Origin of the sequence: Humidisolicoccus flavus (assembly GCF_045689595.1) — a bacterium.
GTDB classification, from domain to species: Bacteria; Actinomycetota; Actinomycetes; order Actinomycetales; family Microbacteriaceae; genus Humidisolicoccus; species Humidisolicoccus flavus.
On record NZ_CP142724.1, the window covers coordinates 2,148,811 to 2,161,668 of the forward strand.

Consider the following 12,858-nt stretch of genomic DNA (forward strand, 5'->3'; position numbering starts at 1 on the left):
AATAACAATCTATGTTCGGTGCCTTGGAGGGACCCCACGTGTCGTTTTTTATTGAAGAAGAGCTCGCATCTCAGCCGGATTGCTGGCGTCAAGCGGGATCAGTAGCCTCAGAACATGCAGCGGCACTCCCACAGCCTGGCGAACGAGTCGCTGTCGTCGGTTGCGGAACCAGCTGGTTCATGGCCATGAGTTACGCAGTGCTGCGTGAATCCGCCGGTGCTGGCGAGACCGACGCATTCGCCGGGTCCGAGTTCCCGAAGGGTCGTCAGTATGACCGCATCGTCGCGATCACGCGCTCCGGAACGACGACCGAGGTCATCGACCTGCTCGCTGCGAACCGCGGAACGCCCAGCACCGTGATCACCGGTGTTGCCGGTTCCCCGGCAACCGAGCACGCAGACCACACCGTTGCGCTCGAGTTCGCCGACGAGCAGTCTGTTGTGCAGACTCGCTTCGCGACCACCGCGCTCACCTTCCTGCGAGCGGGGCTCGGCCACGATGTCGAGCAGCTCGCCAACGATGCAGAAGCTGCGCTCACGATCGATATCGATGCCCTGATCGACGCAGAGCAGATCACCTTCATCGGCACCGGCATGAGCGTTGGAATCGCTCAGGAGGCCGCGCTGAAGTGCCGCGAGGCCGCGCAATTCTGGACCGAGGCATACCCCTCGATGGACTACCGTCACGGACCGATCTCGATCGCTCAGCCGGGCCGCTTGCTCTGGAGCTTCGGTGAGCTGCCCGAGGGTCTCGCAGAGCAGTTCGCGGAGACCGGTGGCACGCTCGTGGAGCACCCGGAGCTCGACCCGCAGGCAGGCCTCATGGTTGCGCAGCGTTTCGCGCTCGCGAAGTCGCTCGCGCAGGGGCTCAACCCTGACGCGCCTCGTAACCTGACGCGCTCCGTGATCCTGGACTCGACGAGCGCCGCATAATGCAGAAGGTCGCGGTGGACATCGGGGGTACGAGCGTCAAATTGGCGCGCGTGACTCCCGATGGACTCCGCGACCTGCACCGTATTCCCACCCCTCAGGGCGACGCTGACGGTTCGGCAACCGCCGCTGCAATCGCGGCCGCGGTTCGAGCAATGCTCGGCACGGCGGGGAGCACTTCGCTGGGACTCGTCGCACCCGGCATCGTCGATCACGAGACGCAGACGGTCGTGCGATCGGTCAATCTCGGTTGGAATGACGTAGCAATTGCCGCACTCCTTCGCGCGCACCTCGATTGTGACATCCGCTTCGGGCACGACGTCGGCGCTGCGGCGCTCGCAGAAGCACTCGTGGTCCGCGGTGAGACGCAACAGACGATCAGCTTTCTGCCGATTGGCACGGGCTTCTCGGTTGCGACGGTCATGCCGGACGGCTCGCTCGCCGAACGAGGTTGGGCCGGCGAGATCGGTCATTTGCGATCAGTGCTGCCCTCGCGAGCTGGCACCTCAGGGCAATCAGGCATCGGCGAGTCGCTCGAATCGCTCGCCTCCGCCGCGGGCATCGCGCGCAGACTCGGCGTGCGAAACGCTGCAGCCGCGGCCGAGCTGGTCCGAAGCGGGGACTCTCGTGCGGCTGAAATCTGGCAGCACGCGGTCGAAGTGATCGCAGACGTCGTGACCTGGGTCACCGCGCTTCGAGCACCAGACGCGATCGTGATCGGCGGCGGACTCGCCCTGAGCGGACCGCTCCTGTTCGACCCGCTGCAAACCGCGATCGACGAGCGTCTCGGCGATGTGCCCCGCGTGCCCGTGGTTGCCGCCCAGCTCGGGGATCTCGCGGCGCTGCACGGCGCTGCACGCTTGGCTGATGCTGCGTATGTCCCGCACCCGAGGGAGATCGCATGACCACTCGCTACGCCTCGAACACCGTGTATCTCGACGCCCAACTCCAACCGGGTTGGATCGTGGTCGAGGACGATCGCATCGTTGCGACGGGTCCGGGGATTCCCGAGCACGAATTCGAAATGCTCGACGGCCTTGTGATCCCGGGTCTCATCGACACACACGTTCACGGCGGGTGGGGGATTGACCTCGCCGCCTGTACACAGTTCGAGGCGGGCGAGTTCGCGCGCCTGCAGTGGCAGCACGGGGTGACCCGCACCTTTGCGAGCATCGCAACCGGGACGACGCACGCGATGCGTTCGCAGATCCGCCGTCTCGCGCCCCTCGTCCATGACCGGGTGTTCGAAGGTCTGCACCTTGAGGGGCCATTCCTGTCGCAGGAGCGCCGAGGAGCGCATTCCGCAGAGCTCCTCCAGACTCCGAACCTTGCAGCGCTCGAAGCCTTCCTGGAGGCCGGTGAGGGCACGATTCGCTCGATCACCCTCGCTCCCGAACTCGAGGGCGCGCTCACGCTCATCCAGACAGCCATCGCCCACGGAGTCACCGTTGCGCTCGGCCATACCGATGCGGATGCTGCGACCACGCAGCGAGCGATCGACGCGGGGGCGAGCGTCGCCACCCACCTGTTCAACGGCATGCGCCCGTTCTCGCACCGTGAGCCAGGCGTCGTTGGCGCAATGCTGAACGCTAAGTCTGTCTCGGTCGAACTCATCGCCGACGGAATCCACCTGGCCGACGACACCGTGACGACCGTCGCGAACGCCGCGCAGGGCTCTGTGATGCTCGTCTCCGACGCGATGGCGGCAGCAGGACTCGCCGATGGTGACCACACGGTTGCGGGCAGCGCTGTCCGAGTGACCAATGGAATCGCCCGCACGCGCGAGACCGGCTCGCTCGCGGGAGGCACGACTGCACTCCTCGCCATCGTGCAGCGCACGAGAGCGATTGAAGGCGTGCACGATGCTGCGATCGCCTGGGTGACCTCCAACGTTGCCGACGCCTACGGGATGGCAACGCATGGGCGGATCGCGCCGGGCAAGACCGCAGATCTCGTGGTGCTCGGTGCGTCGCAGGCGCCACGGGTGCTCCGAAATGGGCGCTGGCTGTGATCGCGGTCCTCACCCCGAACCCCGCGCTCGATGTGACCTACCGCACCCCGGCGATCGCGCTCGGTGCCGTCAATCGAGTGCAGGTCGTTCGTCGACAAGCCGGCGGCAAAGGCGTCAACGTCGCGCAGGTCCTGCGGCAACTGGGCGTATCTCCGTTGTCGGTGCTGCCACTCGGGGGGCCGACGGGCGAGCGAGTGCGTTCGGAGATGTTGGAGCTCGGGCATCGCGTGCTTGTCGTTGACCTCGCAGAAGAAACCCGGACGACCGTTGTCGTCGACAGCGGTGCGGCGGAAGCGACCGGTCTGTACGAACGTGGCCCGATGGTCTCGGCGGACGAATGGTCAGCGCTCACGGAGCACGTGCTCGGCGCGACCAAAGCGGGAGACCTGCTCGTCGTCAGCGGAAGTCTCCCTCCAGGTGTCACGCCCGAGACGCTGGCAGCGCTCGTCCGCGCCGCCTCAGCAGCGGGCCGGGCAACGCTCGTCGACTCCAGCGGTGACGCGCTCGAACATGCGGCGCGCGCGGGAGCCGACTATGTGAAGCCGAACCAGCACGAACTCCGCGAAGTCACTGGAGAATCCGATTGGCGCTCCGGAGCCGCAACCCTCCGCGCTTGGGGCGCTGGCACCGTCGTGGTTTCGCTCGGAAAGGACGGCCTCGCTCGCGTTGACGATTCCGGCATCACCGTGGTGACGGGAATCCCGACGCTGCAGGGCAACCCGACCGGCGCGGGCGATGCAACCGTCGCCGCGCTCGCATTCGGTATCGACCGCGACGGTGTGCTCAGCGACGAAACCCTGCAGCGAGCCGCCGCGTGCGGTGCCGCAGCAGTCCTCAGCCCGACCGCGGGCGCTATTGATCTTGCTCAGGTCGCGACGTTCGTCGCGCACACTCAATTGAAGGAGAACGAAGTTGCCACAAGCATCGATGCAGACGGTCCTGCAATCGAGGGGTGACGGTGCGGTTGGCGCATTCAACGTCATTCTGATCGAGCATGCGGAGGCGCTCGTCACCGCTGCGGAAGCGGCACAGCTTCCGATCATCTTGCAGTTGAGCGAGAACTGCATCAAGTACCACGGACGGCCAGACGCGATCGTCGCAGCAACCCTTGCGATTGCTCGCTCTGCATCGACGGACGTGGTCGTGCACCTCGACCACGCGAGCAACGAAGAACTCGTTCGCTCCGTCGTCGCACTCGGGGTCGATTCGGTCATGTTCGATGCTTCGACCTCGCCGTACGAGGAGAACGTTGCCCGCACGAAGGCACTGACCGCCTGGGGTCATGAGCGCGGCGTCAGCATGGAGGCCGAGATCGGCGAGGTCGGTGGGAAGGACGGCGTCCACGCTCCCGGCATTCGCACCGATCCTGCCGAGGCCGCTGCGTTCGCAGCAGCGACGAATGTGGATCTCCTCGCGGTTGCGGTCGGGAGTTCGCACGCGAAGGCAGAGCGTGATCTCGCGGTCGATGTCGATCTGATCGAGCGCATTGCCGCGACCGTGCCGTTGCCGCTCGTCCTCCACGGTTCGTCGAGCCTTGATGACGCGCAATTGCAGGCCGCAGTTCGCGCGGGAATGGCGAAGATCAACATTTCGACCCACGTCAACTCGCTGTTCACGAACGAAGTACGTCGGGTGCTCGGCGACAGCGAGCGTCTCAGCGACCCGCGCAAGTACATCGGACCTGCGCGCTCGATCATGGCGCAGGAGACCGAGCGCCTGCTTCGTCTGCTCGCACAGCCGACGGGCGTGCTCACGGCCTAAACACTCGGTTCGCAACAACAAAAACCCGGTGCCCTCAGGTGAGGAGCGCCGGGTTTTCGTCTGTGGGGGAGGTGCAGCAGTTCGCGGGGGCCGCGAGCTGTTTATGCTGCGGTCACTGCGGCCTGGACTGCTCGCCCGATGGAGAGCCACGTCCGTCGGTAGTGGTTCGGATCGCGTGGGTAGCTCGAAAGCGTGAGCGTTCCGCTCGGATCGACGAGCGCTCGCACCGAGTCTTCGTCGCTGAGGCTCGCGAGCAAGCTCATCGCGCGGTGGTCATCCATTGCTTCTGCGAACACTTTCGAACGGATCGAATGCCAGGCTCGACCGCCTGGACCCGGGTACACCAAGAACGAGTCGCCGGCCAAGAAGCCGTCGCCGGCGCTCGTGTCGTGGAACGGGTCGATCGTCCGGGTCGAGAATTGCGTGTTGTAGAAGTTGAAGCCCCAGTGCAAGAACCCTGCTGCCCCGCTCGACCAGAGCTGCGTCCCGATGACTCGGTTTCGCGCGGCTGGCTGCGCAATGAAGTGGTTCGAGACATCACGGTTCTGCGCGACGCAGTAGTAGAGCCACAGCGGCGACACTTCCGCGTCGAGGAAGGGCTGAGCGGCGTTGGTCGCGACGATCGGCAGCGGCACGGTGCCGCTGGCGAAGAGTTCGTAGTCGCTGAGCGCATCGGCGATCGTGCAGCCGTCCAGGAGATCGTCGACGACGTTCCGTGCGGCAAGGTAACTCGGCAGTTGCGCTTCCGTTGGTTCGTCGGAGATGTGGAACAGCACGGAGCCCTCCGCCCAGTGCTCGTTGAGTTCACTTCGAAGCGCGGGAAGGAGCTGCTCCAACAGGGTTCGATACGAGGGCGCGGTCGCAGGGACGTCCCAGCCGAAGCGCTGCTCCGGGCCCTGTGCCGTCTGCACCCAGATCGCCGGGGTCGCGCTCGCGCCCCACTGCGTGAAGAGGTGTGCAATCTCAATCGAGCGCACCCCGTGCTGCTTGCACAGTTCGAGCCAGCGGTGCAGCTTCGAGAAGTCGAAGGTGTACTGCTCATTGCCAGGATCGGTGATCTCGATGAGCTGCGTTGGTAGGCGGGTGCCACCGATTGCGGTGTCGAGCGGTGGCGTCCAGGTGGGCGTGAGGATCGAGTTGATGCTCAGATCTGCTGCAGCCCCGAGGAACTGGTCGATGATCGCCCAGTGCTCTTCGCTGAAGACCTCAACGCCGTAGTACGTCGCAAGGCCATCGCAGTGGAACCAGTGCGTGTTGACGATCGGGAGCGCCGGGAGGCTCGCGTCGACGATTTCGAACGGGATCGTCGCGGTGAACAAGGGCTCGCTCGCCGCGGCGTCCGTCATGGTCGTCAGGTCCGCATCCGAGCCGCTGGCCTTGTGCACGGTGATCGCAACCTCGTGGGCTCCGGCGGGCGCGGTGTCGGCGATCTCGAACTCGACCCAGACCGAGCGCCAGCTGCCGAGCAGTGGCGCGAACCGTCCGTTCGGTACGGGGCGGATCGGGTCTGGGTAGAGCCCGGGGGTGTCGACCAGGTAGTCGTCGTCGTGATCGTCGAACGCGAGGAGCGTGCAGGGAACGAGATCGACGGCGCCGAGCGTCGAACTGACGCCCTCGGGCTGACCGGTCGAGACGATGAGATCGTGCAGTGCCGAGGTCGAGCCGGCCGCAGGGGGCTGGTAGGCGAGTTGCACGCTGACGCGGCCGCCCCGGTATCCGAGCAGGGGAATGCTCATGTCGAGCGCCCGGGGCGTCCGGTCGGAGAGCACTTTCTCGAGCGAGTCGCACACGAGGAAGGTCCAGGCCGTGCGGGTGTGCTGAACGGTGGTGTGCATGCTTAGCCTTTCACTCCACTGGAGGTGATGCCTTCGACGAACTGACGCTGCAGGAACATGTACATGACGAAGGGGACGGCGAAGGAGACTGCGGCACCGGCCATCACGAGCCCGTATTGCGTCGTGAACTTGCTCTGCAGTTTCGAAGCCGCGAGCGTCACGGTCTGCATTTGGTCGTCGGTGATCGAGACGAGCGGCCACAGGAAGTCGTTCCACGTCGTGATGAAGGTGAAGACCGTGAGCGCAACGAGCACCGGCTTGATCAGGGGGACGACGATGAACGCGAACACGCGCATGTCGCTCGCACCGTCGATACGTGCTGCTTCGAGGAGTTCGTCGGGGACGTTGCCCATGAACTGACGGATCAGGAAGACGCCGAAGGCGTTGATGACCGGCAGGAACAGCGCGAGATAGGTGTTCAGCAGGCCGAGGTCGCGCATGATCGTGAACAGCGGAATGAGCGTGACCTGGCCGGGCACCATCATTGTTGCGACGTAGACCCAGAACAGCGGTTCCGACCCGGGGAACGGCTTCTTCGCGAATGCGAACGCGGCGAGCGAGCACACGATCAGGTTGACGAGGCACGCGAGGACGACGACGATCACGCTCGTGACGAGTGCCGGGCCGAAGCCGTAGATCGTGAAGAGCTTCACGTAATTGCTGAGATCGAACTTGGCAGGGTCGAAGGCGATCGAGATCCGCGTGGTGTTCTGCACACTCGTGACGATCATGAACAGGAACGGCAGGATCGCGAGTGCGACCAGACCGATGACGATGAGGTTCGCTGCTCCGGTGACGAGCGGCGAACTCTTTTTCCGTGCTGGGTTCACTGGGGCGCTCCTAAACATTGGACTTCGCAAGCAGTCGGCGCTGGACGATTGCGATGACGAGCACGATCACGAACAGGACGATCGCCATCGCACTGGCGTAGCCCATCTGGTAGTTCTTGAATCCGGCCTGGTAGATCGCCATGACGAGCGTCACCGTTGCACCACCGGGGCCTCCGCCGGTCATCGTGTAGACGAGGTCGAACACCTGGAACGACCAGATCGTGCCGAGGATGACGACGAGGAACGTGATGGGGCGAAGCGCTGGGATCGTGATGAAGCGGAACTGCTTGAACGGACCTGCGCCGTCAATCGACGAGGCTTCATAGAGTTCGCGCGGGATCTCCATGATCGCTGCGTAGTAGATCACGAGGAAGTAGCCGATGTTCTTCCAGACCGTGACGAGTGAGACTGCGAGCAGCGCGAGCTGCGGATTGCCGAGAACGTTGACGCCGTCGATCCCGAAGGCGCCGAGCATCGCGTTCATCAGGCCGTCGTCGGTGCCGAAGATGAACCGCCAGACCGTTCCGACGACGATCATGGAGGACATCACGGGGATGAACAGCGCCGAGCGGACGAAGCCGCCCATGCGATTGCGGAACCGGGCCGCGAGGAGGGCCGCGACGAGAAGCGAGATGACCGTTTGCAGCGGCACCGAGATCAAGGTGTAGATCGCGGTGTTCCCGAGTGCGGAGCGGAATGCCTCGTCTGCGACCAGACGCTCGTAGTTGGCCGTTCCGCTCCAGTTAGGGGAGCCGAGAATCGAGTACGAGGTGAAGCTGAAGTACAGCGTCATGATGATCGGGATCACGACGATCACCGTGAGGATGATGAAGCTCGGCGTCACGAACGCGACGCCGCTATAGCGCGTGGCCAGCCCTTGCGGACGCTGTTTTACTCGAGGCATTTGGTTCTCCGGTTGCGAATTTGTGGACAGCGGTGAGGCGGGTGACGTGCACCCGCCTCACGCGTGGCTATCCTGCGGAGTTCAGCGCTGCGTCGCCGTCTTTCGCGGCATCGCTGAGCGCCTGCTCTGGGGTCTTCTGGCCGAGAACCATCTGCTGCAGGTTCTGATAGAGGCTGTTGTAGACCGCGGAGCTTCCGGTGACGACCGGGAATGGCCGAAGGATCTCTGCGCCTTCGGTGTAGAGCGAGATCAGTTCGTTGTCGGATTCGACGGTCTCGTCGGAACCGATCGGCGGGTAGTCAGCCCACTTGTGGAACTGTTCCATCTGCGGGCCGGACTCGATGAACGTGACGAGGTCGGTGCAGAGCTGCTTGTCGTCGCAAGCATCCATGAGGACGAGCGAGTCAGTTGCAATGAAGGTGCCCTGTTCGACATTCATGAGCGAGTCGATGACGCTGACGTTGATTCCGGCGGCGTCGACTTCACCCTTCCACGACTCGGAGTCGAGGTAGAACGCAACGTCGCCGTTCAAGAACTGCTGGCGGGTTTCGTCGGCGTTCAGGCCGCTGACGTTCGAGGCCATGTAGCCCTCATCGAGCAGGGTCTTGATGAACGTCGCTGCTTCGATGCCCTCTGGCGAGTTGAACGCGGTGGCGCTGCCGTCTTCGGTGAAGAGCTCGCCGCCGGCCTGCCACAGGAGCGGGATGAACGATTCCGCGAGCATGCCGCGGTCGCTCGCGCCCCATGGCTGTGCGGTCGGGGTGAAGCCGGCTGCCGCGATCTGCGCGGATGCGGCGAGGTAGTCGTCCCAGGTTTCTGGAAGCTCGGTCACGCCCGCTTCGTCGAGGATGTCCTGGTTGACGTAGATGATGCGGGCGCCTCCGACGACGAAGGGCAGTGCGTACTGCTGGCCGTCGACCTGGCCCTGCTCGAGGTAGTTGTGGTCCGGCAGTGCATCTGCGGTGAGGTACTCGTCGAACGGCACGATCGCGCCCTGGTCGATGTAGTCACCCATCATTTCGTTGTACATGTAGCCAACGTCTGGGCCGGCGCCCGAGGAGATGCCCGTGAGGTACTTCTCTTCGTAGTTCGACCATGGCGTGATGGTGACGTTCACCTTGACGTCGTGCTCGGCTTCGAAGGGAGCGAGGATTTCGGCCCAGGCTTCCTCTTCAATGACCGTGTCGTCGCTCGCGAGCGTCGGGAGCCACAGCGAGATGCTGTCTTGGCTACCGCCACCATCGGAGGAACAGGCGGTGAGGCCGAGGAGTGCGGTCAGTGCGAGAGCCGCTGCCGCTTTGTGGGAATGCTTCTTCATTCGTGTCTCCACTTCGTGTCGTGCGAGGTCCGTGATCATGCAGGTGTGACGTCGAGAGAGACACCTACCATCTCGGTCAACGTTAACCATTCGCGAGCACGCGTTTGCTCGATCTTATCGTTTGTTAACAGAAAATAAACATTTCCGATCATCTTTACCGGATCGCAATCTTTCTGATCCGAGCCTGACTTTCGAGTCGTAGGCGCACGAAAATTGGGCAGGCGACGAGCGTCGTTGCCCGGAAGATCAATGGAAATGCACAGATTGGCCAGGGTTGGCCATCAGGACGCTGGCGTCAACGGGGTGATGTCGGCGGAGCAGTACAGCAGAGAACGCGCCCAACTTCTCCATAAGAAGTGCACATTCGCTCTCAAAATGATCATAAACGATCACCGCATGCCGAAATGCTCATCGCCGAGACGGTCAGGCCGACCGGATCAGGTCATCGGTCCGGCCGGAGATTGTCGAGGATCGCGGCAAGGGGTGCCTCCTGCGAGCGCTTCCAGCCCGAGCCCGCCCACAAGTTCAGTACCGAAGGATCACCGGCTCGCGCCGCGGCCGCTCGCAAGGGTTTCGTCAGATGGTGCACCGCCGGGTATCCGCTGATCGCCTCGGCATGGTGATCCCGAACGAAGCGATTCACGAGCGCCCGTGCGTACCGCCCGGTGAAGACTCGAGTGAGTTCGGTTGCCGAGTATGCAGGGTCGGAGAGCGCAGCCCTGTGATGCGCCGAGGTGCCAGCCTCCGGTGCGAGCAGCACTGCCGTGCCCACCGATACCGCGGCCGCGCCAGCGTTGAGAGCCCGGGTGACATCGGCAGCGTCAGCAATGCCTCCCGCTGCAACGAGAGGGAGCGGGGTCACGGCAAGCACCTCGGGAACGAGTGCGGTGAGCTCGGCTTCTGCTGGGAGGGCATTGCTCGCCCACACTGCCGAGTGTCCTCCTGCAGCAAATCCCTGCACGAGGAGCACATCGATGCCGGCTTCGCTTGCGGCGAGTGCTTCGGCGCGGTTCGTCACGGTCTGCATCGTGATCGTGCCAAGGCTTCGGAAACGATCGATGACGGCGGGCTCAGGAAGGCTGAACGTGAAACTCACGACCGGAACGGGTGACTCGAAGAGCAGCGCGAGTTTCTCGTCCCACAGGTCGTCGTCCTGTTGCAAGGGGGGAATCCTGTTATCCAGCCCGAGACGCGTGAACTCAGGCGCTAGAGCACTCGCATACTCGGCGTACTGCATTTCAGAGATCGGGTGGTGCGGCGGAGTAAACAGGTTCACGCCAAAACTTGTGACCGCGGCTGCACGGACGGTCTCGATTTCTGTCCGGAGCGCCTCGACGGATTTGTAGCCCGCGGCAAGTTGCGCGAAGCTCCCCGCACGCGCTGCAGCGATGACGAGTTCGGTCGTCGACGGCCCACCCGCCATTGGCGCCACCCACACCGGGTTCGGCGTGCGAAGTGCGGGAGGAAGCGGCCTCGTGCTCAACGGGTGCGGAGCGGAGGTGCGGGCTTCGACCGTGCGTTCCCGATGGCTCGAACCGAGATCGCAATGAGCACGAAGCCGATGACCATGAAGAAGCAGTACAGCGCGACGCCGCCATAGCCACCCTGGACCGCAGGGTTGAAGAAGGGGTAGGCGTAGAAGCCGGTGATCGGACCGCGGATGAGGGAGTAGATCACGTACACGATCGGGAACACCATCCATGCGAACACCGGTCGCCACGACAGCTTGCGGCGAGGCGCCCAGATGATCCAGTCGAGGAGCACGGCGACCGGCATGATGTAGTGGTGCACGAGGTTGATCCACGGCTTCAACCCGCCGAGCGGAACATCGCGAAGCAGGGTGATGAAGACGATGCCGACGAACACCATGTAGACGACTGCGGCCCCGCGGAGCGCGACATCGAGCGCGCTCGGTTCACGCTCCTGCATGATGCGCACCGCGGAGATGATGAAGATGATGCTCGCGAAGAGGTTCGAGAGGATCGTGAAGTAACTGAAGAAGTTGACGACACCGAGCCCGAGTGGGATCGAAACCCAGAACAGTTGGACGGCGATTCCGGCGAGCGCTGTCAGTGCGAAGGCGAACCGGTAGATCACGGCTGCAAGTCGGCTTGGTGTCATGGATCGACTGTAACGAAAACCGGGGTAACTTTCGCCGCAATTCTCGACGAACCTCGCCCGTAGACTGGAATCCCATGACTGCTGAGCACCCCGAGAACGAATCTGCACCGCTACCGGCCTTGAATCCGGAGGACGAGCGTGTTCAGGGTTGGGACGAGGATGACGACGATGAGCCGCGCCGCGAGCCCGGACCGCCCTCTTTCTTGACCTATCTCGCGCTCGGTATGGCGTCCGGTGCGATCATCCTTGCTGCGTTTCTTCGCAATACCGTCTCGGGGAACTCCGAGCTCGCGCTCGCCGCGCTCGAGGGCGATTCTGGAGCACTGCTGCTGTCGGTGCTGGGATTCGGCGGCGTCGTGGTCCTTGCCATCGGCGCGCTCATCGTCTCGATTGATCCGATGATCAAGAACCGGGGCCGTGGGCTCGCAATCCTTGCGCTGGTGCTCGCCTTCACGTCCCCGCTCATCGGGCTGGTCATCGAAACGGCAGTCTCGGCGATCTTCTTTTCTTGAGGCCAGCGGCACATCGTGCTGCGAAGGCGCGCACGTGATGCCGCAGCTCGGCCCTACTGCGTGAGCACTGCCGCGGTCGTCGTCACGGTTGCAAATCCGCCCGCGCTGAGGTTGAGCGCGGCGGCCTGCATGAGTTCGTCCGCGCTGCGTGTGAGGTGTCCGAGGCCCGGAATCTCCGCAGCGAGATCGAAGGTGCGCGTGGCGTCGATCGCGACCGTCACTTCATACCCCAGATTGCCGCCCATGCGCGCGGTCGTCTCGACGCACATGTTCGACTGGATTCCGCAGAGCACGATCGAGGCGATGCCCTGTTCGCGAAGCCAATCGTGGAGCGAGGGAGTGCCGAGGAACGAGGAATTCACGGTCTTCGTGATCGTGAGCGAGGGCTCGACCTCGCCGAGGAACGATTGCAGTGCGTTGCCTGCGGCGCTGGGATGCAGGGGCGAATCAGGGTCGAGGGAATCGTGGGTGACCATGACGATCGGCCATCCGCGCGTTTGCCAGCGGGTCACAAGGGCGTCGATGTTCGATTCGCACGCTGGATTGTTTGAGGCGCCCCAGTACTTCGACTCAAAAAATGCGTCTTGGACGTCGATCACGATCAGGGCGGGAGCGCCCGAATTTGCAGTCTGCACCC

Annotated in this window: 13 protein-coding genes; 6 read left to right on the forward strand and 7 right to left on the reverse strand. The window is 63.8% G+C overall.

The window, feature by feature from the left end:
• Window positions 1-11: 11 nt before the first annotated feature.
• Genes U2H20_RS10340 through U2H20_RS10360 form a run of 5 tightly spaced genes read left to right on the forward strand, consistent with a single transcriptional unit; the run spans window position 12 to window position 4,701 of the window.
• Entirely contained in the window at window positions 12-932 is a 921-nt protein-coding gene (locus U2H20_RS10340; protein WP_430592202.1) for an SIS domain-containing protein, read from the forward strand.
• Window positions 932-1,834, forward strand: coding sequence for an ROK family protein (locus U2H20_RS10345; RefSeq protein WP_430592203.1), 903 nt, complete (start codon window positions 932-934; stop codon window positions 1,832-1,834). Before U2H20_RS10340 ends, U2H20_RS10345 begins: the two co-directional genes overlap by 1 nt.
• Window positions 1,831-2,940 (forward strand): N-acetylglucosamine-6-phosphate deacetylase, encoded by a 1,110-nt coding sequence (locus U2H20_RS10350; protein ID WP_430592204.1) that lies wholly within the window; start codon window positions 1,831-1,833, stop codon window positions 2,938-2,940. Before U2H20_RS10345 ends, U2H20_RS10350 begins: the two co-directional genes overlap by 4 nt.
• Window positions 2,937-3,896 carry a 1-phosphofructokinase family hexose kinase gene (locus U2H20_RS10355; RefSeq protein WP_430592205.1) on the forward strand — a complete coding sequence of 320 codons (960 nt, stop codon included), beginning with the start codon at window positions 2,937-2,939 and terminating at the stop codon, window positions 3,894-3,896. The genes U2H20_RS10350 and U2H20_RS10355 overlap by 4 nt, the downstream gene beginning before the upstream one ends.
• On the forward strand, window positions 3,853-4,701 hold the full coding sequence (locus tag U2H20_RS10360) for a class II fructose-bisphosphate aldolase (RefSeq protein ID WP_430592206.1): 849 nt from the start codon (window positions 3,853-3,855) through the stop codon (window positions 4,699-4,701). The genes U2H20_RS10355 and U2H20_RS10360 overlap by 44 nt, the downstream gene beginning before the upstream one ends.
• Window positions 4,702-4,802: 101 nt before the next feature.
• Here the strand turns inward: U2H20_RS10360 and U2H20_RS10365 are convergent, their stop codons facing one another.
• The 6 genes from U2H20_RS10365 to U2H20_RS10390 all read right to left on the reverse strand — a co-directional run bounded on the left by U2H20_RS10365 (window position 4,803) and on the right by U2H20_RS10390 (window position 11,709).
• The gene (locus tag U2H20_RS10365) at window positions 4,803-6,536 is read right to left on the reverse strand and encodes a DUF4091 domain-containing protein (protein ID WP_430592207.1); all 1,734 of its coding nucleotides are present in this window, start codon (window positions 6,534-6,536) and stop codon (window positions 4,803-4,805) included.
• A 2-nt stretch (window positions 6,537-6,538) separates the two neighbouring features.
• Entirely contained in the window at window positions 6,539-7,366 is an 828-nt protein-coding gene (locus U2H20_RS10370) for a carbohydrate ABC transporter permease (protein ID WP_430592208.1), read from the reverse strand.
• A 10-nt stretch (window positions 7,367-7,376) separates the two neighbouring features.
• The gene (locus U2H20_RS10375; RefSeq protein ID WP_430592209.1) at window positions 7,377-8,270 is read right to left on the reverse strand and encodes a carbohydrate ABC transporter permease; all 894 of its coding nucleotides are present in this window, start codon (window positions 8,268-8,270) and stop codon (window positions 7,377-7,379) included.
• Window positions 8,271-8,337: 67 nt separating this feature from the next.
• Window positions 8,338-9,588, reverse strand: coding sequence for an ABC transporter substrate-binding protein (locus tag U2H20_RS10380; protein WP_430592210.1), 1,251 nt, complete (start codon window positions 9,586-9,588; stop codon window positions 8,338-8,340).
• A 442-nt stretch (window positions 9,589-10,030) separates the two neighbouring features.
• Window positions 10,031-11,011 (reverse strand): nitronate monooxygenase, encoded by a 981-nt coding sequence (locus U2H20_RS10385; RefSeq protein ID WP_430592211.1) that lies wholly within the window; start codon window positions 11,009-11,011, stop codon window positions 10,031-10,033.
• A 56-nt stretch (window positions 11,012-11,067) separates the two neighbouring features.
• Entirely contained in the window at window positions 11,068-11,709 is a 642-nt protein-coding gene (locus U2H20_RS10390) for a Pr6Pr family membrane protein (RefSeq protein ID WP_430592212.1), read from the reverse strand.
• A gap of 74 nt (window positions 11,710-11,783) precedes the next feature.
• Between U2H20_RS10390 and U2H20_RS10395 the strand changes: the two genes are divergently transcribed.
• Window positions 11,784-12,221 (forward strand): hypothetical protein, encoded by a 438-nt coding sequence (locus tag U2H20_RS10395; protein WP_430592213.1) that lies wholly within the window; start codon window positions 11,784-11,786, stop codon window positions 12,219-12,221.
• 53 nt (window positions 12,222-12,274) lie between these two features.
• On the opposite strand, the gene U2H20_RS10400 is transcribed toward U2H20_RS10395, so the two are convergent.
• Window positions 12,275-12,856 carry a cysteine hydrolase family protein gene (locus tag U2H20_RS10400; protein ID WP_430592214.1) on the reverse strand — a complete coding sequence of 194 codons (582 nt, stop codon included), beginning with the start codon at window positions 12,854-12,856 and terminating at the stop codon, window positions 12,275-12,277.
• Between the last annotated feature and the right edge of the window lie 2 nt (window positions 12,857-12,858).

Coding starts and splice junctions, on each gene's coding strand:
- U2H20_RS10350 (WP_430592204.1), top strand. CDS start 1,831: ATGACCACTCGCTACGCCTCGAACACCGTGTATCTCGACGCCCAACTC.
- U2H20_RS10375 (WP_430592209.1), bottom strand. CDS start 8,270: ATGCCTCGAGTAAAACAGCGTCCGCAAGGGCTGGCCACGCGCTATAGC.
- U2H20_RS10345 (WP_430592203.1), top strand. CDS start 932: ATGCAGAAGGTCGCGGTGGACATCGGGGGTACGAGCGTCAAATTGGCG.
- U2H20_RS10385 (WP_430592211.1), bottom strand. CDS start 11,011: ATGGCGGGTGGGCCGTCGACGACCGAACTCGTCATCGCTGCAGCGCGT.
- U2H20_RS10390 (WP_430592212.1), bottom strand. CDS start 11,709: ATGACACCAAGCCGACTTGCAGCCGTGATCTACCGGTTCGCCTTCGCA.
- U2H20_RS10365 (WP_430592207.1), bottom strand. CDS start 6,536: ATGCACACCACCGTTCAGCACACCCGCACGGCCTGGACCTTCCTCGTG.
- U2H20_RS10340 (WP_430592202.1), top strand. CDS start 12: ATGTTCGGTGCCTTGGAGGGACCCCACGTGTCGTTTTTTATTGAAGAA.
- U2H20_RS10380 (WP_430592210.1), bottom strand. CDS start 9,588: ATGAAGAAGCATTCCCACAAAGCGGCAGCGGCTCTCGCACTGACCGCA.
- U2H20_RS10395 (WP_430592213.1), top strand. CDS start 11,784: ATGACTGCTGAGCACCCCGAGAACGAATCTGCACCGCTACCGGCCTTG.